22 protein-coding genes and 1 rRNA gene are annotated in these 18,648 nt (G+C 50.5%); 22 read left to right on the top strand and 1 reads right to left on the bottom strand.

Going from position 1 to position 18,648, the window contains the following annotated elements; all coding sequences use genetic code 11:
• Positions 1-3 precede the first annotated feature (3 nt).
• The 10 genes from rrf (at position 4) to rsmI (ending at position 6,713) form a co-directional block, all read left to right on the top strand.
• Positions 4-119: ribosomal RNA gene (rrf, locus tag EVJ30_RS12850) — 5S ribosomal RNA — on the top strand.
• A gap of 84 nt (positions 120-203) precedes the next feature.
• Positions 204-1,625, top strand: a complete 1,422-nt coding sequence (locus EVJ30_RS12845; protein WP_236634156.1) for an aminotransferase class I/II-fold pyridoxal phosphate-dependent enzyme — start codon at positions 204-206, stop codon at positions 1,623-1,625.
• Between the two features lie 2 nt (positions 1,626-1,627).
• Positions 1,628-2,269: a dTMP kinase gene (gene tmk, locus EVJ30_RS12840; RefSeq protein ID WP_070329396.1), complete on the top strand. Its 642-nt coding sequence runs from the start codon at positions 1,628-1,630 to the stop codon at positions 2,267-2,269.
• A complete protein-coding gene (locus EVJ30_RS12835) occupies positions 2,266-2,595 on the top strand; it encodes a cyclic-di-AMP receptor (protein ID WP_070329395.1) in 330 nt (109 codons plus the stop codon). Before tmk ends, EVJ30_RS12835 begins: the two co-directional genes overlap by 4 nt.
• On the top strand, positions 2,595-3,605 hold the full coding sequence (locus EVJ30_RS12830; protein ID WP_131458678.1) for a DNA polymerase III subunit delta': 1,011 nt from the start codon (positions 2,595-2,597) through the stop codon (positions 3,603-3,605). The genes EVJ30_RS12835 and EVJ30_RS12830 overlap by 1 nt, the downstream gene beginning before the upstream one ends.
• Positions 3,606-3,611: 6 nt before the next feature.
• Entirely contained in the window at positions 3,612-4,442 is an 831-nt protein-coding gene (locus tag EVJ30_RS12825) for a PSP1 domain-containing protein (RefSeq protein WP_131458679.1), read from the top strand.
• A 23-nt stretch (positions 4,443-4,465) separates the two neighbouring features.
• Complete coding sequence (gene yabA, locus EVJ30_RS12820; RefSeq protein ID WP_016510808.1) at positions 4,466-4,801, top strand: DNA replication initiation control protein YabA; 336 nt, start codon at positions 4,466-4,468, stop codon at positions 4,799-4,801.
• 65 nt (positions 4,802-4,866) lie between these two features.
• Positions 4,867-5,601 carry a tRNA1(Val) (adenine(37)-N6)-methyltransferase gene (locus EVJ30_RS12815; protein ID WP_070329393.1) on the top strand — a complete coding sequence of 245 codons (735 nt, stop codon included), beginning with the start codon at positions 4,867-4,869 and terminating at the stop codon, positions 5,599-5,601.
• Positions 5,594-5,872, top strand: coding sequence for a GIY-YIG nuclease family protein (locus EVJ30_RS12810; RefSeq protein ID WP_016510809.1), 279 nt, complete (start codon positions 5,594-5,596; stop codon positions 5,870-5,872). Before EVJ30_RS12815 ends, EVJ30_RS12810 begins: the two co-directional genes overlap by 8 nt.
• Positions 5,844-6,713: a 16S rRNA (cytidine(1402)-2'-O)-methyltransferase gene (gene rsmI / locus EVJ30_RS12805; protein ID WP_131458680.1), complete on the top strand. Its 870-nt coding sequence runs from the start codon at positions 5,844-5,846 to the stop codon at positions 6,711-6,713. The genes EVJ30_RS12810 and rsmI overlap by 29 nt, the downstream gene beginning before the upstream one ends.
• Before the next feature lie 16 nt (positions 6,714-6,729).
• Here the strand turns inward: rsmI and EVJ30_RS12800 are convergent, their stop codons facing one another.
• A complete protein-coding gene (locus tag EVJ30_RS12800; protein WP_070329391.1) occupies positions 6,730-7,023 on the bottom strand; it encodes a transition state genes transcriptional regulator AbrB in 294 nt (97 codons plus the stop codon).
• Between the two features lie 329 nt (positions 7,024-7,352).
• Between EVJ30_RS12800 and metG the strand changes: the two genes are divergently transcribed.
• From metG to pth, 12 genes are all read left to right on the top strand, one after another.
• Positions 7,353-9,311 (top strand): methionine--tRNA ligase, encoded by a 1,959-nt coding sequence (gene metG / locus EVJ30_RS12795; protein WP_131458681.1) that lies wholly within the window; start codon positions 7,353-7,355, stop codon positions 9,309-9,311.
• 53 nt (positions 9,312-9,364) lie between these two features.
• The gene (locus tag EVJ30_RS12790) at positions 9,365-10,132 is read left to right on the top strand and encodes a TatD family hydrolase (protein ID WP_131458682.1); all 768 of its coding nucleotides are present in this window, start codon (positions 9,365-9,367) and stop codon (positions 10,130-10,132) included.
• Between the two features lie 2 nt (positions 10,133-10,134).
• Entirely contained in the window at positions 10,135-11,436 is a 1,302-nt protein-coding gene (locus tag EVJ30_RS12785) for a 3D domain-containing protein (protein ID WP_236636091.1), read from the top strand.
• Positions 11,429-11,989, top strand: coding sequence for a ribonuclease M5 (rnmV, locus tag EVJ30_RS12780; protein WP_016510695.1), 561 nt, complete (start codon positions 11,429-11,431; stop codon positions 11,987-11,989). Before EVJ30_RS12785 ends, rnmV begins: the two co-directional genes overlap by 8 nt.
• Positions 11,986-12,864, top strand: coding sequence for a 16S rRNA (adenine(1518)-N(6)/adenine(1519)-N(6))-dimethyltransferase RsmA (gene rsmA / locus EVJ30_RS12775; protein ID WP_131458684.1), 879 nt, complete (start codon positions 11,986-11,988; stop codon positions 12,862-12,864). The genes rnmV and rsmA overlap by 4 nt, the downstream gene beginning before the upstream one ends.
• Before the next feature lie 83 nt (positions 12,865-12,947).
• Entirely contained in the window at positions 12,948-13,184 is a 237-nt protein-coding gene (locus tag EVJ30_RS12770; RefSeq protein WP_016510694.1) for a Veg family protein, read from the top strand.
• Positions 13,185-13,285: 101 nt separating this feature from the next.
• Complete coding sequence (ispE, locus tag EVJ30_RS12765; RefSeq protein WP_131458685.1) at positions 13,286-14,149, top strand: 4-(cytidine 5'-diphospho)-2-C-methyl-D-erythritol kinase; 864 nt, start codon at positions 13,286-13,288, stop codon at positions 14,147-14,149.
• 73 nt (positions 14,150-14,222) lie between these two features.
• Positions 14,223-15,047, top strand: a complete 825-nt coding sequence (gene purR / locus EVJ30_RS12760) for a pur operon repressor (RefSeq protein WP_070329384.1) — start codon at positions 14,223-14,225, stop codon at positions 15,045-15,047.
• 136 nt (positions 15,048-15,183) lie between these two features.
• Positions 15,184-15,483 (top strand): septation regulator SpoVG, encoded by a 300-nt coding sequence (gene spoVG / locus EVJ30_RS12755; RefSeq protein WP_070329383.1) that lies wholly within the window; start codon positions 15,184-15,186, stop codon positions 15,481-15,483.
• A gap of 183 nt (positions 15,484-15,666) precedes the next feature.
• Positions 15,667-17,022, top strand: a complete 1,356-nt coding sequence (glmU, locus tag EVJ30_RS12750) for a bifunctional UDP-N-acetylglucosamine diphosphorylase/glucosamine-1-phosphate N-acetyltransferase GlmU (RefSeq protein ID WP_070329382.1) — start codon at positions 15,667-15,669, stop codon at positions 17,020-17,022.
• Positions 17,023-17,067: 45 nt separating this feature from the next.
• Entirely contained in the window at positions 17,068-18,024 is a 957-nt protein-coding gene (locus tag EVJ30_RS12745; protein ID WP_131458686.1) for a ribose-phosphate diphosphokinase, read from the top strand.
• A 55-nt stretch (positions 18,025-18,079) separates the two neighbouring features.
• A complete protein-coding gene (gene pth / locus EVJ30_RS12740) occupies positions 18,080-18,637 on the top strand; it encodes an aminoacyl-tRNA hydrolase (protein WP_070329381.1) in 558 nt (185 codons plus the stop codon).
• Positions 18,638-18,648 lie beyond the last annotated feature (11 nt).

Below are 18,648 nucleotides of genomic sequence, written 5' to 3'. Positions count from 1 at the left end.
TTGTCTGGTGGCGATAGCGAAGCGGCCACACCCGTTCCCATGCCGAACACGGAAGTTAAGCGCTTCAGCGCCGAAAGTAGTTGGGGGTCTCCCCCTGTGAGGATAGGACGTTGCCAGGCCATATGAAGGACGACCAAGCATCTGCTTGGTCGTCTCTTTTTGTATAATTTATGCGTACGGTGTCGGATAAGGAGGATTTCCACATGACTCGAAAGCCTAAAAATAATCCATTCACGTTTATGGAAATGCTTGAACAGCACGTTCGGGAAGGACGTGTGTCGTTTCATGTGCCAGGTCATCATAACGGGACCGTGACAGATGATAGCCTCCCGACAGCATTTAATAAAATCATGCCGTATGATTTAACCGAACTTGCACATCTGGATGACCTTCATCACGCTGAAGGGATTATCCAGCAAGGTGAAGAGGCTCTTGGGACCCTGTATCAAAGTAAGAGTAAGTGGTTAGTCAACGGATCGACCGTTGGCAACTGGAGCATGTTAGCTGCGACAGTCAAACGAGGTGAGCGGGTATACGTCCAGCGAAACTCACATAAATCAGTTTGGAACGCAATTGAATGGTTGGGCTTAGAGCCGATTTTATTGACTCCTGAACTAGAACGGGGCAGTGGTCTGCCGACAGTCGTGTCCCTTCGTACCGTCGAAGCGGCGGTTACGCAATATCCCGGAGGAAAAGCGTTACTGCTTACGTCCCCGACTTACTATGGGGATATGGCAGATGTACGGGCAATCAGTCGTTTTCTGCAGACGTTAACGATTCCTTTACTCGTAGACGAGGCGCATGGGGCACACTTGATTCATCCGAATCTTCCAAACCGCTCAGCGATTTTTGAAGGTGCGAGCGCTGTCGTCCAGTCCGCCCATAAGACACTTCCGGCATTCACGATGGGGGCCTGGATCCACTATAAGGAAGATATTAATGAATCGCGTTTATTTCATGCGCTCTCTTCCTTCCAAACGTCTAGCCCGTCTTACTTGATCATGGCGTCGCTTGATCATGCTCGAGCTTATCTCGAAAATTTGAGTGACCGAGATTGGTCACTGATTCAAACGAGTCATTTAGCTTTTATTATGGAAATGAGACGTGCCGGTTTCACAATAAAAGTGGGCGATGATTTCACAAAAATGACAGTGCTGACTTATCCGAAGAACGGTTTGATCTTTAGTAGACATCTATCTTCGATTGGAATTGATATTGAACTTGCAGCCGAGGACCATGTGTTATTCTGTCTGCCGTTCCGGGAATTAAAAACGCAAGAGATCCATCATTGGGTGAAGCTGATTAAAAATGCTTCTCAGCATGTCCCACTCATTGACGAGGATGAAACAATTTATCCGTTTCCGATGACGGAGCCTGTTTCGCGCCTTCATCTTATAAAAGAAGATACACACGTCGTGCGCCTTCCGTTCGATGAAGCGATCGGACTCGTTGCAGCTGAGACGATTATCCCTTATCCGCCAGGAATTCCTTGGATTTTAAAAGGTGAGACCGTGACGGATGAGAAAATTCGTGTGTTAAAAGAGTGGATTTCGTTGGGACGGAACCTCCAGGCGAACAGACATGTTATGATAAAACAAATTGATGTTATCGTAGAGGAGTTTTAAAAGTGAAAGGTATGTTCATCACTGTCGAAGGTCCAGACGGGTCTGGAAAGACGACGCAGTTGCAATTGCTGGCTAACGCCTTGACTAAAAAAGGGTATGAGGTTGTTATGACACGAGAGCCAGGAGGAACGAAAGTCGGGAATAGCATCCGGGAAGTGTTATTGTCTCCAGAACATGACGAAATGACACCACGCACCGAAATGATGCTGTATGCAGCGTCTCGTGCACAAAACGTGGATCAGGTGATTCGTCCGGCCATCGACCGGGGTGCCATCGTTGTTTGTGACCGGTTTGTCGATGCATCCATCGCGTACCAAGGGTATGGTCTTCAGTATGACTTAGAGCAAGTCGTATCGCTCAATAAGTGGGCGACAGCTGGGGTCACACCCGATTTGACTTTCTTATTCGACCTAAGTCCAGAGCAGTCGAGTCATCGCATGAAAGAACGCGGGCAGTTAGATCGAATCGAGAGTCGGGACGAGGCGTTTCATCAACGCGTCTATGAAGGTTTCTTGACGTTACTTCAACAAAATCCTGGCCGAATGGTCCGAATCGACGCAAGCCAGACGATTGAAATCATCCAAGATGAAGTGTTCGATATCACGATAGAACGACTACACGAAAGAGGAGTGAACGAATTATGAAAATGGTAATCGCAATCGTACACGATAAAGACAGCGCGCGTTTGTCAGACGCTTTAATTGAAGAAGATTTTCGAGCGACGAAATTGGCTACGACCGGAGGTTTTTTGAAGGAAGGCAATACGACGTTCATGATCGGTGTCCCGAAAGAACGCCTTGACGATTTGCTAGGTTTGATCAAATCGAACTGCTCAAGCCGCGATCAAATGATTACGCCAATCTCGCCTATGGGTGGACATGCCGATTCATACATTCCGTATCCTGTTGAAGTCCAAGTTGGCGGAGCGACTATTTTCGTCTTGCCGATTGAAGGATTTCATCAGTTTTAATGGGAATGGTCACACATATGCGATTCCAAGAGTTGACTGAATCACAGAAAGTCGTAGCAAAAGTGATTGAGAATTCGATTGCCGCTCAAAAAATCGGGCACGCCTACATTTTTTCGGGTGACTATGAACCTTATCTGATTGAAACGGCCCAATTATTTGCCAAGGCACTTTTTTGTGGGATGCCTAGCGGGGCTGAACCTTGTGGCGTTTGCCGAAACTGCAAACGGATGGATTCTGGCAATATCGTCGACTACATGGAAGTTGAACCGGACGGGGCCAGTATCAAAAAAGAACAAATCCAGCAGCTATTGAGCGACCTGTCGTTACGGGGAGCCGAGGGCGATCGTCAAGTCTATGTGATCCATCAAGCGCATAAGATGACGACGCAAGCAGCGAACAGTTTATTAAAGTTTTTTGAGGAACCCGGTGTCGGCAAACTCGCCATTTTGGTGACGACGCAACCTCAACTGCTTCTCCCGACGATTCGTTCACGGGCTCAACACTTAGTATTTCGCCCCATTGACCGGGTCCGCCTTGCTGAAAAACTGGCAGAAGAGATGCAATGCACGAACGATTTGGCACGTCTTGCCCTGACCGTTTATCCGAAATGGGACGATGCGCGCGAGGCACTTCACAACGACTGGTTTGTACAGGCGTACGGGCTAGTGGTACAATTAGTTGAAGTATTGACAAAACGGCCGCAAGAGTTGCTTTTGTTCGCCCAAGAGAAGTGGCTCGGTCACTTCAAAGGGCGCAATGAACTCCGAGTCGGCCTCGAACTGTTCGAAAGTTGGTTGGAGGAAGCTCTCCACTTCAAAGTTCGAACCGATTATGTCCCGGAACTGTTCACGAAAGAGCAGTCGTTATATACGGCTTTCGTGAATGATCGTCCGGTACACAAAATCGTCCATGCCATCGAATTCGTTCATGAAGCGATTCGACGGCTCGAGGCAAACGTCAATCCTCAATTAACGTTCGAACGGTTAACGTTCGATTTGCAGAAGGGATAGGAGAGCGTGCTTGAAGTAGTTGGAGTCCGTTTTAAAGAAGCGGGAAAAATCTATTACTTTTCACCAGGCGAAGCAACGCTTGAACGTGGAGACCATGTCATCGTCGAGACGGTGCGAGGAATCGAATACGGTGAAATCGTCCAAGTTGGTAAACAACTAGGTGAAGACGAAGTCGTCTTGCCGTTGAAAACGATCCTTCGTGTCGCCGATCAAAAAGATGCCGAAATCGTTCAAGACAACCAATTGGCAGCTGTTGACGCTCACGCCGTCTGTGAAGAAAAAATTCGCGAACATCGACTTGAGATGAAATTAGTAGATGTTGAGTATACATTTGATCGTAATAAAGTTATTTTTTATTTCACGGCTGAGGGGCGCGTTGATTTTCGCGAGCTTGTTAAAGACTTAGCGAGCGTGTTCCGGACACGGATCGAACTCCGACAAATCGGGGTGCGGGATGAAGCGAAGCTACTCAGTGGAATCGGTCCTTGTGGTCGAGTGCTGTGTTGTTCCTCGTTCTTAGGCGAGTTCGAACCGGTGTCTATCAAGATGGCCAAGGATCAAAACCTTTCCTTGAACCCTAACAAGATCTCCGGTGTATGCGGTCGTCTCATGTGTTGTCTCAAATATGAGAACGATACGTATGAAGAATTGAAACGAGACTTGCCAGACGTCGGGAAGCGAATCAAAATTCCAGAAGGTGACGGACGTGTCGTCGGTCTCAACATCTTGGATCAGTTGATTCAAGTCGAATTGAATGACCGGACTCGTGTTGTGACGTATACGATCGATGAACTCGTCGAAGTCGGTGCGGTCAAACGAAAACCGTTGAAACAGTGATGGGGTGCTGAGCAGTGGAGAGAATGGATAAAAAAGAAGTTATGATGCGGGTCGATGCCATCGAGCAACAGATGTACGTGTTGACGGAGCATTTAAGCGTGCTCAAAGAACAACTCGCCTATTTGCTTGAAGAAAACCAACATATGTATCTCGAGAACCATCACCTGCGTGAAAAGGTTGAGCAGCTTGCAGAAGTCGAAACCCCTGATGGCGATCCGCAAATCGCTTTGTCCGGAAAAGGACAGAACAACTTGGCGGCGCTCTATCAGGAAGGGTTCCATATTTGCAACTTGCACTACGGACAAGTCAGAAAAGATGGCGATTGCCTCTTCTGTATGTCGATGTTAAATAAGCATTAATCGGGGGCGATAGACGGAGGAAATCTCTGTCCGTCGCCTCTGTTGTTATATAGGAGGGAAACAGCGTGACTGTAAAACAAGGGGAGCGCCTTGACGATTTGCTTGGACGCCCTGGTAAAATCATCCAAAGTGATGATGTCTTTTCATTCTCATTGGATGCGGTGCTACTCGCCGAATTCGTTTGGGTACCGATTCAACAAGGAAAGTTGGTCGATTTATGCGCTGGCACCGGCGCAATCCCGCTCTTTTTATCTTATCGGACGAAAGGGACGGTGACGGGCGTCGAGATTCAGCCCCGGCTCGTCGACATGGCGAATCGCAGCATTGAGGTGAACGGTCTCGAAGAGCGGCTTCACATCATCGAAGGAGATGTGAAAACGGCCGCCTCCAGTCTCGGCCATGCCCGTTATGATGTTGTGACGTGTAACCCACCTTACTTCCTGGCCAATGAGACGTCGCTTCGCAATCAAAATGAGCACCATACGATTGCTCGTCATGAAGTACTCTGTACGCTTGAAGATTGCATTCGTTCGGCAAGTCAGCTTGTGAAGCCAGGCGGGAAAGTCGCGTTCGTCCATCGGCCCGAACGGCTGCTCGATATCGTCACGCTCATGCGGGCATACCGCATTGAGCCGAAGCGGATGCAGCTCGTCTATCCGAAGGCAGGACGAGATGCGAACACATTACTTATAGAGGGGTCTAAAGATGGAAAACCAGGACTCACGATCTTACCTCCGTTTATCGTTTATGAGGAAGATGATACGTATACGAAAACGATGCGAGACATCCTCGATGCGTAACTATTATGCGTATATTCTCGAATGCAGTGACCAAACCTACTACACCGGTTACACGACCGATATCGAAAAACGGGTCACTGTACACAACGCCGGTAAAGGTGCGAAATATACGAGGGCGCGTCTCCCGGTCAGTCTTCGATACGTCAAGTCGTTCGAGACGAAACAGGAAGCGATGCGGTATGAATGGTCGATCAAACAATTGACCCGCGCTCAAAAACAGCAGCTGATGGAGGGGACGACCAATGAATTCACAGAAAAGTTATCAAACTGAGGGGCCGACGCTTTATGTCGTACCGACACCGATCGGCAACTTAGAGGACATGACGTACCGGGCCGTCCGCATCATGCGTGAAGTCGATTTGATTGCGGCCGAAGACACGCGGCAAACGATGAAACTATGTCGTCATTTCGAGATCGAGACGAAATTGGTCAGCTATCATGAGCACAATAAGCAAGTGAGCGGACCCCGTTTAATCGAAGACATTCAAAACGGTAAGTCCGTCGCCGTCGTATCGGATGCGGGCATGCCTGGTATTTCAGATCCGGGGAGTGACCTCGTCCGACTCGCAATCGAGGCGAAGCTACCGGTCGTCGTCTTGCCGGGTGCGAACGCGGCACTCACAGCACTCGTCGCATCTGGCCTCGCGACAGAACGGTTCTTATACTATGGTTTTTTACCTCGTAAAAAGAAAGAGCGGACCGAAGTGTTGGCTTCCCTTCAATATGAACCGGGCACGCTCATCTTTTATGAGGCGCCGCATCGGTTGAAAGAGATGTTGACCGGGGTGAAGGACGTACTCGGTAATCGCGAAATCGTGCTCGGTCGAGAGTTGACGAAAACGTTCGAAGAGTTTTTAAGAGGCACGGTTGAAGAGGCGCTCGCTTGGTGCGAGGGTGAGGTGCGTGGTGAATTCGTCGTCATGGTGAGCGGCTCTACAGAGTCTGCACCGACGAGCGACTGGTGGGAAACGCTGTCGCCTTTAGAGCATGTCGATCGGTACATCGAAGACGGACTCAAACCGAACGCGGCCATTAAGCAAGTCGCGAAAGAGCGTGGCTTGGCACGAAGCGAAGTCTACGATGCGTATCATCAAGTCGACAAAAAAGAGTAAGCAAGGATTCCCTTGCTTACTCTTCGCTGTAGTAGTTCTCGAGCATGTTTTTCAACTCGACGAGAACGCGCTGTGCGCCTTCAGGTGAAAGGATGAGTTTTCCGTCAGCCAACTTGAAGTTGTCGTCAGATACTTCGCCTGTCACTTGGCATGTCATGTTCGGTTTGTATTTTTTCAAGATGATTTGTTCGTTGTCGACGTAAATTTCGAGTGCATCTTTTTCAGCGATACCGAGTGTCCGGCGCAATTCAATTGGAATAACGACGCGCCCGAGCTCGTCAACTTTCCGTACAATACCTGTAGATTTCATTTTGTATTTCCTCCTCCAATGATGTCGAAATCTCGTGGTGACATGAATCGTCAAAATTCGACAATGTGGCTATAGCAAAAAGCATACTAAACTTTCCAATTGCAGTCAACTGCTTACTATTGGAAATACACATTTTCGAATAATGACGATAAGGGAATCGTATATCCATAAAATTCCCCGATTATTTGAACACGAAACAAAGAAAGGGTTTTTTTGGAACATTCTTTATGAATCAGCATCAAATTAATTCCAAACAATTGGTTTGGAAATTCTTTTGTCGAACCGTGTATAATGGAAATTGCAAATATCGAAAGGATGGAGAACATACTATGGCGAAGCCAACTTTTTATATCACGACTCCGATTTACTATCCGAGTGCGAAACTACACATTGGTCATGCCTATACGACGGTGGCCGGCGATGCGATTGCTCGCTATAAGCGCTTAAAAGGATTTGACGTCCGTTACTTGACTGGGACCGACGAGCATGGACAGAAAATTCAAGAAAAGGCCCAAGAAGCTGGCGTGACGCCACAAGCGTTTGTCGATGAAGTCGTCAAAGACATCCGTGTGCTTTGGGACAAGCTTGAGATCTCATATGACGATTACATCCGGACAACTGACGCCCGTCATAAAGCGGTCGTCGAACACGTGTTTGAGACGCTGCTCAAAAATGATGATATTTACCTCGGTGAGTACGAAGGGTGGTACTCGATTCCGGACGAGACGTACTATACAGAATCACAACTCGTTGATGGAAAAAGTCCTGACAGCGGCCATCCGGTGGAGCTCGTGCGCGAAGAGTGCTATTTCTTCCGCCTCAGCAAGTATGCGGACCGGTTGATCGAGTACTTCGAGTCACATCCGGATTTCATTTTACCGGAATCGCGTAAAACTGAAATGATCAACAACTTTTTGAAGCCGGGGCTTCAGGATTTGGCAGTCTCGCGGACGACGTTCGACTGGGGCGTACAAGTCCCGTCGAACCCGAAACACGTCGTATACGTCTGGGTCGACGCGCTCACGAACTATATCTCCGCGCTCGGCTACGGGACAGATAACGACGAATTGTTCAATCGTTACTGGCCGGCAGACGTACACTTGGTCGGGAAAGAAATCGTTCGTTTCCATACGATCATTTGGCCGGCGCTGCTCATGGCGCTTGACCTACCGTTACCGAAGCAAGTGTTCGCGCACGGCTGGTTGCTCATGAAAGACGGTAAGATGTCGAAGTCGAAAGGGAACGTCGTCGATCCGATTCCACTCATCGACCGCTACGGCCTTGATTCGCTTCGCTACTACTTGCTCCGTGAAGTCCCATTCGGTGCGGACGGCACGTTCACACCGGAAGCGTTCGTCGATCGCTTGAACTTTGATCTCGCGAACGACCTCGGGAATCTTCTCAACCGGACTGTTGCCATGATCAAGAAGTATTTCGATGGCAACGTACCGGCTTATGCGGGGAACGTGACGGCGTTCGATGCGGAACTTCTCCGTATGGTAAACGACACGACGAACAAGACAGAAGAAGCGATGGAGCACATGGAGTTCTCGGTCGCCCTCGCAAGTATTTGGCAACTCGTCAGCCGAGCCAATAAATATATCGATGAGACACAACCATGGGTGCTCGTAAAAGATGAGTCGAAGCGTGATGAGCTTGCATCTGTGATGACACACCTCGCGGGCGTACTCCGCCATGTCGCGATCATGATTCAACCGTTCATGACACGGGCGCCGAAAGAAATGTTCCGTCAGCTCGGACTCGTTGACGAAGACATGTCATGGGAAGCGCTCGATACGTTCGCTGCCTTTGATGGAGCGGTCGTGACGGACGGAACGCCGATCTTCCCACGTCGAGACGTGAAAGAAGAAGTCGATGCGATTCAAGAGATGATGCGTCAAGCTTCGCAAGCGCGCATCGAAGCGGAAGCAACGCCGGCTGAAGCTGAAGATGAGGACGTCCGTCCAGAAATCACGATCGATGTGTTCGACCAAGTTGAGTTTCGGGTCGGGCAAATCGTCGAAGCAGATAAGATCAAGAAAGCGAAAAAACTATTAAAGCTTCAAGTCGACCTTGGCGGCGAAACGCGACAAATCGTCTCGGGAATCGCCGAATGGTATGCGCCGGAAGACTTAGTCGGTAAAAAAGTGATCGTCGTCGCCAACTTGAAACCGGTCAAACTCCGCGGTGAACTGTCTCAAGGAATGATTTTAGCAGCCGATAAAGATGGTAAGCTAGAACTCGCCACCGTCTCAGAAAATATGCCGAACGGGGCCATCGTCAAATAATTTTGAGGGAGACTTCGGTCTCCCTCTCTTTGTCTAAAGAAGGAGGATGCATCATGTTGATTGATACGCACACCCATATTAACGCTGAGCAGTTCAATGAAGATGTCGAGGCGACAATCGAGCGTGCTCGCACTGCCGGCGTCTCGCCGATGCTCGTCGTCGGATTCGATACACCTACGATTGACCGTGCCATTGAGTTGGCCGAGGCGTATGAGGACGTCTACGCCATCGTCGGCTGGCATCCGGTCGACGCGATCGACTGCACCGAAGCTGAACTCGACCGAATTGAAGCGCTTATGGCACATCCTAAAGTGATGGCACTCGGGGAAATCGGCCTCGATTACCATTGGGACAAGTCACCGAAAGATGTACAGCAGCGTGTGTTCCGTCAGCAAATCGCGATCGCGAAGCGGACGAACATGCCGATCGTCATCCATAACCGCGAAGCGACAGCGGACGTGCTCGATCTGCTAGAAGAAGAGCACGCGGAAGTTGTCGGCGGCGTGTTTCATAGTTACAGCATGTCTGTCGAACTGCTCGAGCGCTGTTTGAAGTTGAATTTTTATATCTCGCTCGGCGGACCGGTGACGTTCAAAAACGCCAAAGTGCCGAAGAAAGTAGCGCAGCAGGTACCGCTCGACCGTCTTCTTGTCGAGACGGATTGCCCCTATTTGACGCCGACACCGTTCCGCGGTAAACGAAACGAACCGGCATACGTCACTTACGTCGCTGAAGAGATTGCAGCGCTCCGCGGCATGCCTTACGAAGCACTCGCCGAGGCGACGACCGCCAATGCGAAACGGCTGTTCCGACTTCCATGATGATGAGACGTTTCGTGTTAAGTGTAGGCGCCATTGTCGTTGTCGTCTTCGCCTACATGATGATGCAGCCGGAGCAGATTACGATTATCGATAACGGTGTCAAGATTGAGCACGACACACAGGCTGATTCGGTCATCGAAGTGCTCGCCGAGGCCGGGATCACGATCGATGAGGCCGACTATGTGACGCCGGCGCTCAGTGCGGACATCCCGCCGGAGCGTGTCATTCATATCGAACGGGCCCATACGGTGTCGCTCCAGATCGGTTACGGCCAAATGGAAACGATCGATACCCGTGAGCGGACCGTTGGTGATGTCCTGCTCCGATACGGTGTGAGCGTACGAGAAGGCGATGATGTCTATCCGTCGGTCAGAACACCGATCACGTCAGGAATGACGATTCGCTATCAGCCGGTCGTGGCGCTTGATTTGATCATAGGCGATGATGCGACGAAAGTTCATACGATGGCATCGACCGTGGAAGAGGTGTTACGAGAAGCCCGAATTGAGATTTCAGATAAAGATACGGTCGTTCCGGCGCTCACGGCCGAAGTGCGTGATGGGATGACGATCACCGTCAACATGAGCCGAGACGTCGTTCAATATGAGAACCGCTTAATCCCGTTTGAGATCATTGAAGAAGAGGATGCGACACTTACAGTCGGGACGACCGAAGTGTCACAAGTCGGCGTCCCTGGTCTAGAGCGGACGCGGTATGCACTGACAGTTGAAAATGGTACAATTACAAATCGGACCGAGACAGACGTCGAAATGGTGCAGACAGTCCGACCGCAAATCATTAAGGTCGGTACGAAAGTCGCAACCGAGCGCGAAGCCGAGTTTGAAGCAGCCGAAGCGCCGGCTGAGCCCGTTGACTCGACAAGTCCATTCCGCGAGGAAGCGGAAATCAAAATCGAGGAAACGCCTCGGGCCGACGATGTCCTCGACTTCACATCAGCCAAACAGCTCCTCGTCGAGGCCACCGCCTATACGAACAACGCAGAAGACACCGTGACGTATGACGGCAGAGTACTGACGCGCAGCGGCTATGACGTGACGGATACGATCCTGTATGAAGGAATGCGGATCATTGCGGTCGACCCGGCCGTCATTCCGCTCGGAACCCGTGTCTATATCGAAGGGTTTGGCATGGCGATCGCTCTCGACACAGGCAGCGCGATTAAAGGCAATATTATCGATATCATGATGGATACGAAAGAGGAAGCGGTCACGTTTGGTCGTAAGCCACTGACGATTTGGGTGATCCCGAAGCAAGAAGAGAAAGAAGGAACTGACAATGCGTGAGAAAATACAAGAAGTGATCGTCGTCGAAGGACGCGATGATACGACCCGGCTTCAAGAAGTGTACGACGTCGACACGATTGAAACGAACGGGTCGGCCGTGTCAAAACAGACGATCGAACGGATCAAACGTGCCCAGGAGACACGCGGTGTCATCATCTTGACCGACCCGGACTATCCGGGCGACCGGATCCGGGCCATCGTCGAAGAGCAAGTGAAGGGCTGTAAACACGCCTACCTCCCTCGGGCCGAGGCGAAAGACAAACGAGGGAAAATCGGCGTCGAACACGCGACACCTGCGACAATCCGTCGTGTGCTCGAGGCGGTTTATGAAACGCGAGTTGAGACGGACGAGCCGCTCGTCACACGACAGATGGTGCTCGAGGCCGATTTGATCGGCGGGGCTGACGCCGCAACTCGTCGCAAGCGTCTAGGTGTTTTGCTCCGCATCGGGGAACCGAACGCCAAGCAATTTGTGAAACGAGTCGAAGCGTTGCGTGTGACCATCGAAGAATGGGAGCGGGCGCTCGCTCAGTTAGAGGAGGAAAATCATTGAAAGACATTGCAACGATTCATCGCACAAAAGCGATTTTACAACGTCACGGCTTCTCATTCAAAAAGTCGCTCGGACAAAACTTTTTAATCGACTTGAATATATTAAATAAAATCGTCGACGCCGCAGAACTAGGTGAAGCGAGCGGTGTGCTCGAAATCGGTCCGGGAATCGGCTCGTTGACGGAACAATCGGCCAAGCGGGCGCAAAAAGTGGTCGCGCTTGAAATCGATCAACGCCTTCTGCCGATCCTTGAAGACACGATGGCGCCTTACCCGAACGTTCACGTCATTCATGGGGACGCGCTCGAGCTCGACATTCGCAGCATCGTCGAACGTGAGTTCTTGAATGAAGGAATCGATGATATCGCGGTCGTCGCCAACTTGCCATATTATGTGACGACGCCGATTATCATGCGTTTGCTCGAGAGCCGGATCAAGTTCCGTTCGCTCGTCATGATGATTCAAAAAGAGGTGGCTGAGCGCATCGGGGCGAAACCTGGCACGAAAGCGTACGGTTCGTTATCAATCGCGATCCAGTATTATGCGGAAGCGAGTGTAAGCTTTATCGTACCGAAAAGCGTATTCATGCCGGCTCCAAACGTCGACTCGGCCGTGATCACGCTCAAGATGCGGCCGCGCCCGGCCGTCGATGTCGAAGACGAAGCCTTTTTCTTTGAAATCGCCCGCGCTAGTTTCGCGCAACGTCGAAAAACGATTTTGAACAACTTGACGAATCATCTCGGCAAAGATAAAAAAGTAGACCTTGAACGTCTCTTGAATGAAGCGGGAATCGACCCGAAACGGCGAGGCGAAACGCTTTCGCTTGAAGAGTTTGCACGCTTAGCAGACACAATTTTACCACTTAAAAATAGTTGACGACCGGATAGGGAGTCGCTATAATATTTAATCTTTATTTCCGTTTTAGAATATGCTATACTTGTAGCAGTGAGGTGAAGCGTATGCCAAAGACGTTGCAAGAAATCAGACAAAAACTCGAATCACATGTTGGAGAACGATTGACGTTGAAAGCAAACGGCGGTCGTAAGAAAGTCGTTACTCGGTTTGGAACGCTCGTTGAGACGTATCCTGCGGTGTTCGTTGTCAAGTTGGATGAAGACTACCATAATGTGGAACGTGTCTCGTATAGCTACGCTGATGTCCTAACGGATACAGTTAAAATTGAATTCAGTAATTGATCGATAAATGAGGGGCGGATGCATTGGCAGCTGCTTCTTTTTTTGTGCGTCCGTTTACGGTACAATGGCGAACAGGAGATACATTGGGAAGGGTGAACGATATGCGCACGATCAGTGTGAAAGCGCCGGCAAAAATCAATTTGACACTAGACGTCCTCGGGAAGCGGACGGACGGCTATCATGAAGTAGAAATGGTGATGACGACGGTGGACTTGTCCGACCGGCTCGAATTGACCGTACTTGATACGGATGAGATTCGAATCCAGTCTGAGCATGCCTATGTCCCGAGCGATCATCGGAACTTGGCTTACCGTGCGGCCGATCTGTTGCGGAAGCGGTTCGGCATCACAGAAGGAGTCGAAATCGTCCTTGATAAACAAATCCCGGTCGCAGCAGGGCTCGCGGGAGGGTCAAGTGATGCTGCGGCGACGCTTCGGGGAATGAATGAACTGTTCGACCTCGGTTTAACGCTCGAGGAGTTAGCAGAGCTCGGAGCCGCGGTCGGTTCAGACGTCTCGTTTTGTGTGATGGGTGGAACCGCGATCGCCCGGGGCCGCGGTGAGATATTAGAGGCGGTTCCGTCACCGCCGCCGTGCTATGTCGTATTGGCGAAGCCGAAGCTCGGTGTATCAACGGCTGACGTGTATCGAGCCGTTCAGATGGAGAAAATCATCCATCCAAACACTGCGGCGATGGTTAAAGCGATTCGTGAACGGGACTTTGACGGAATTTGTGCGAACCTCGGCAACGCGCTTGAAGGCGTCACGCTTGAACTGCATCCCGAAGTCCGTCAAATCAAAGAGACGATGCTGCATTGTGGTGCTGATGGCGTGTTGATGAGCGGCAGCGGCCCGACCGTATTCGCGCTCATCGAGCACGAGCAAAAAGCGCACCGCGTCTATAACGGACTGAAAGGATTTTGTCCGGAAGTGTTCGTCGTTCGGATTCTCGGTAAAAAACATTGAAAAAAAACGAATGAAAGTGATATATTCTGTTTAGAACATTCGTCTATTATTGACAAAGTGAAGGGGAATCCGTATGAAAATTCGTAGAAGTGGTCGTCTCGTCGATATGACCCGTTATATGCTTGACCATCCACATCAGCTCGTCTCGTTATCGATGTTTTCGAGCCGCTATCAGTCTGCTAAATCATCGATCAGTGAAGATTTAGTCATCGTCAGTGAAATGCTCGCCCACGACGGTACCGGAAAATTGATTACCGTCCCAGGTGCGGCCGGGGGAGTCATGTTCATTCCAGGGTGGAGCAAAGACAAGTCGCTATCGATGATCGATGGCTTGTGCGATCAACTGTCGAAACCGGAGCGTCTGCTTCCGGGAGGCTATTTATACTTAACCGACGTGCTTGGTAATCCGCGTCAAGTGAAACCGATGGGACAAATCTTCGCCTCGGTGTTTGCGGACCGTAAAGTCGACGTCGTCATGACGATTGCGACAAAAGGGATCCCGCTCGCCTACGCGGTCGCTGAGCAATTAGGTGTTCCGTTCGTCATCGTCCGGTCCGACAGCCGTGTCACGGAAGGGTCGACCGTCAGTATCAATTACGTTTCCGGCTCGTCAAAAGCGATCCGTACGATGGCACTCGCACGTCGAAGCTTGCCACGAGGCGCAAACGTCTTGCTCATCGATGACTTTATGAAAGCAGGCGGGACGATCCGTGGGATGATGAGCCTGTTGAATGAGTTCGAGGCAAACCTAGCTGGTGTCGGTGTCTTGATGGAAGCCGAAGGTGCCGAGAAGAAAATGGTGAGTGAGTACGTCAGCTTGATGAAGTTGACGAACGTTGATGCAGATGAAGGACTCGTCACAATTTCACGCGGTAACGTCGAACAGTTCTTAAAGTGATTGGCAAAAATTTGATTTCGTTTTATGATGAGAGGGTATATCAGTCATACGGAGTCAATCGGTTCGCTTGAATCACTTTAACCTTTTAGTGAAAGTACACCATGGCATAGACAACGAAGAAAAGGGGATGCGAAACATGCAGATCACAGACGTAAAAATTCGCAAAGTGACGACGGAAGGTAGGATGAAGGCGCTCGCTTCAATCACGCTCGACCAAGAGTTTGTCGTGCATGACCTTCGAATCATCGAAGGAAGCACCGGGCTCTTCGTCGCGATGCCGAGTAAACGAACGCCGGAAGGCATCTTCCGAGACATCGCTCACCCGATCAATGGAGATATGCGCCAAAAAGTCGAGGCGGCTGTGCTCGAAGCCTACGGCACGGTCGATGTTTCCACTTACGAAGCACAGGAATCATACAACGGTATAAACGAATAATGACTCGACAGCGGATGGGGACCCTTCCGCTGCCTTTTTGCGTTTGATTGGTTACGAATGGTTACAACGGTTGAAACCGCGTCACGGTTTCGATATAGTAGAAACGGTGTATTCAGGATTTAAATATAGAAAAAACCGAACGATTGAATAAAAACAGTCGATTAAGATAGGGGCGAATCAAGAATGGATCGTTTTGCAGTCATTTTGGCAGCAGGTAAAGGGACGCGTATGAAGTCTAAGCTCTATAAAGTGCTTCATCCGGTCCTCGGAAAACCGATGGTCGAACATGTCGTCGACCAACTCGACAAAATCGGAGTCAGTCGTCAAATCGTCATCGTCGGTCACGGGGCTGAAGCGGTACAAGAGACGCTAGGCTCGCGCGTCGAGTACGCGGTCCAAGAACAGCAACTTGGAACGGGCCATGCGGTTCAAATGGCAGAAGCTGAGCTCGCTGGTAAATCAGGTGCGACGCTTGTCGTCTGTGGTGACACACCACTTCTCACAGCGGAAACGTTGGAGGCGCTCCTTGCCCATCATGAGGCGCAGCAAGCGAAAGTAACGGTACTGACGGCGATCGCTGACGATGCGACCGGTTATGGTCGTGTCATCCGTGGAGAAGACGGTAACGTGACGAAAGTCGTCGAACATAAAGACGCCTCTGCTGCAGAGCAAGCGATTCTTGAAATCAATACGGGAACTTACGTGTTTGACAACGAATTATTGTTTGATGCCCTCAAACAAGTCGGTAACGATAACGTTCAAGGTGAGTATTACTTGCCAGACGTCATCGCGATTGCGAAAGAAGCAGGCGAAGTTGTCGCGGCCCATACCGCGCCGACGTTCGGCGAGACGATCGGTGTCAACGATCGTGTCGCTCTCGCGCAGGCTGAAACACTCATGCGCAAGCGGACGAACGAACGCCTTATGCGCGAAGGCGTAACCTTCATGGACCCGGCCTCGACATACATTTCGCCGGACGCCGTCATCGGATCAGATACGATCATCTACCCAGGGACAGTCATTCTTGGCAAGACAGTCATCGGTTCGGAGTGCGTGATCGGACCGAACTCGGACATCCGCAACAGTGTGATTGAAGACGGTGCGACCGTTCGTCAATCGGTACTCAGTGATAGCCGTGTCGGAAGTCATGCGCAAGTTGGGCCGTTCGCCCACCTTCGTCAACAAGCAGTCCTTGGCGCCAATACGCGCGTCGGCAATTTCGTGGAAATCAAAAAATCAACGTTCGGGGACGGTGCGAAAGCATCGCATCTCAGCTATATCGGAGATGCCTCGATCGGTGAACGTGTCAATCTCGGATGTGGATCGATCACGGTCAACTATGATGGTAAGAATAAGTTTGAGACGGTCGTTGAAGCAGACGCGTTTGTCGGATGCAACGTCAACTTGATTGCCCCGGTGACAGTCGGGAAAGGCGCGATCGTCGCTGCCGGTTCAACGATTACAAACGATGTCCCTGAAGAAGCTCTCGCGATTGCGCGCGAGCGTCAAACGAACAAAGAAGGTTACACGAAACGCTAAGTTGCTGCCTATTACTATGGAAAACGATGGAGGAGAATCCTAAACATGTCTACTGTATATGAACGTGAAATTCGCCTATTTAGCTTAAACTCGAACCGCCCGTTAGCTGAAGAAATTGCCAAAGAAATCGGTGTCCCACTCAGTGACTGCCAAGTGAAGCGGTTTAGCGACGGAGAACTTTACATCAATATCGAGGAGAGCGTCCGAGGCGACGATGTGTACATCATCCAATCGACGAGCTCACCAGTGAATGAAACGCTCATGGAACTGCTCGTGATGATCGATGCGCTGAAACGGGCCTCGGTTCGCACGATCAACGTCGTCATCCCGTACTATGGTTACGCACGCCAAGACCGTAAAGCACGGTCGCGTGAGCCGATCACAGCGAAACTCGTTGCCGATCTGCTTACGGTAGCCGGAGCGACACGCGTCATCACGATGGACTTGCACGCCGCTCAGATCCAAGGTTTCTTCAATATTCCAGTAGACCAATTGTTAGGCGTTCCGCTCATCTCGACGTATTTTGAGACAGATGAGTTCAAAGCAAAAGATATCGTCGTCGTCTCACCAGATCACGGCGGTGTCACGCGCGCCCGGAAGCTCGCAGAACGTTTGAAAGCGCCAATCGCCATCATCGACAAACGACGCCCGGAAGCGAACGTGGCCGAAGTCATGAACATCGTTGGCAGCGTTGAAGGCAAAACAGCCATCTTGATCGATGATATCATCGACACAGCCGGTACGATCACGCTCGCAGCAGACGCAATCGTCCAAGCGGGAGCAAAAGAAGTATACGCTTCATGTACCCATCCGGTTCTGTCTGGCCCGGCAATGGAGCGAATCGACAACTCGTCAATCAAAGAACTCGTCGTCCTCAACACGATCGATTTGACTGGTCGCGAGTGCTCGAGCAAAATCAAGCAGATGTCGGTTGCCCGTTTGCTTGGGGAAGCGATCATGCGTGTCCACGAGCACAAATCGGTGAGCACGCTGTTCGATTAAAAAAACGAGGCCCGAAGGCGTTCGCCTTTGGGCTTTTTTGTTCAGGAGGAACATGATGAAATGTATCGTCGGTCTCGGGAATCCGGGCAAGAAATATGGAATGACCCGTCATAATATCGGGTTTTTAGCAATTGATCGGTTAGCGGACAAGCACGGGATCACGCTTGACGAAGCCAAGTTTAAAGCAGTCATTGGAACGGGAAGAATCAATGGAGAGCGGGTCGTCCTCGTCAAACCGCTCACGTACATGAATCTATCAGGTGAAGCGGTCCGTCCGATTCTCGATTACTATAAAATCGATATCGACGATTTACTCGTCATCTATGATGATTTAGACATGGTCCCAGGTAAACTCCGCCTGCGTCCGAAAGGGAGTGCCGGTGGACATAATGGCATCAAGTCATTGATTCAGCATCTAGGGACGATGGATTTTAAACGGCTTAAGCTTGGCGTTGGACGTCCGCCGCACCCGATCAAAGTTGTTGATTGGGTACTGATGAGTTATCGAAAAGAAGATATGTCCGAATTGAACGATACGCTCGACCAAGCCGTGGCCGCCGCAACAGATTTTGTGGACACGGACTGGGTCGCGCTCATGAATCGATATAACTAAAGGGTCACAGC

Source organism: Exiguobacterium sp. SH5S13 (assembly GCF_004337085.1).
Taxonomy (GTDB): domain Bacteria; phylum Bacillota; class Bacilli; order Exiguobacteriales; family Exiguobacteriaceae; genus Exiguobacterium; species Exiguobacterium aurantiacum_A.
The sequence above is the reverse complement of the archived record's forward strand: the minus strand, read 5'-3'. Positions and strand labels throughout refer to the sequence as shown.

Excerpts from the sequence above, each read along its gene's own strand:
- EVJ30_RS12845 (WP_236634156.1), top strand. The coding sequence starts at position 204 with ATGACTCGAAAGCCTAAAAATAATCCATTCACGTTTATGGAAATGCTT.
- EVJ30_RS12835 (WP_070329395.1), top strand. The coding sequence starts at position 2,266 with ATGAAAATGGTAATCGCAATCGTACACGATAAAGACAGCGCGCGTTTG.
- EVJ30_RS12830 (WP_131458678.1), top strand. The coding sequence starts at position 2,595 with ATGGGAATGGTCACACATATGCGATTCCAAGAGTTGACTGAATCACAG.
- yabA (WP_016510808.1), top strand. The coding sequence starts at position 4,466 with ATGGATAAAAAAGAAGTTATGATGCGGGTCGATGCCATCGAGCAACAG.
- EVJ30_RS12810 (WP_016510809.1), top strand. The coding sequence starts at position 5,594 with ATGCGTAACTATTATGCGTATATTCTCGAATGCAGTGACCAAACCTAC.
- rsmI (WP_131458680.1), top strand. The coding sequence starts at position 5,844 with ATGAATTCACAGAAAAGTTATCAAACTGAGGGGCCGACGCTTTATGTC.
- EVJ30_RS12800 (WP_070329391.1), bottom strand. The coding sequence starts at position 7,023 with ATGAAATCTACAGGTATTGTACGGAAAGTTGACGAGCTCGGGCGCGTC.
- metG (WP_131458681.1), top strand. The coding sequence starts at position 7,353 with ATGGCGAAGCCAACTTTTTATATCACGACTCCGATTTACTATCCGAGT.
- EVJ30_RS12790 (WP_131458682.1), top strand. The coding sequence starts at position 9,365 with ATGTTGATTGATACGCACACCCATATTAACGCTGAGCAGTTCAATGAA.
- EVJ30_RS12785 (WP_236636091.1), top strand. The coding sequence starts at position 10,135 with ATGAGACGTTTCGTGTTAAGTGTAGGCGCCATTGTCGTTGTCGTCTTC.
- rnmV (WP_016510695.1), top strand. The coding sequence starts at position 11,429 with ATGCGTGAGAAAATACAAGAAGTGATCGTCGTCGAAGGACGCGATGAT.
- EVJ30_RS12770 (WP_016510694.1), top strand. The coding sequence starts at position 12,948 with ATGCCAAAGACGTTGCAAGAAATCAGACAAAAACTCGAATCACATGTT.
- ispE (WP_131458685.1), top strand. The coding sequence starts at position 13,286 with ATGCGCACGATCAGTGTGAAAGCGCCGGCAAAAATCAATTTGACACTA.
- purR (WP_070329384.1), top strand. The coding sequence starts at position 14,223 with ATGAAAATTCGTAGAAGTGGTCGTCTCGTCGATATGACCCGTTATATG.
- spoVG (WP_070329383.1), top strand. The coding sequence starts at position 15,184 with ATGCAGATCACAGACGTAAAAATTCGCAAAGTGACGACGGAAGGTAGG.
- glmU (WP_070329382.1), top strand. The coding sequence starts at position 15,667 with ATGGATCGTTTTGCAGTCATTTTGGCAGCAGGTAAAGGGACGCGTATG.
- EVJ30_RS12745 (WP_131458686.1), top strand. The coding sequence starts at position 17,068 with ATGTCTACTGTATATGAACGTGAAATTCGCCTATTTAGCTTAAACTCG.
- pth (WP_070329381.1), top strand. The coding sequence starts at position 18,080 with ATGAAATGTATCGTCGGTCTCGGGAATCCGGGCAAGAAATATGGAATG.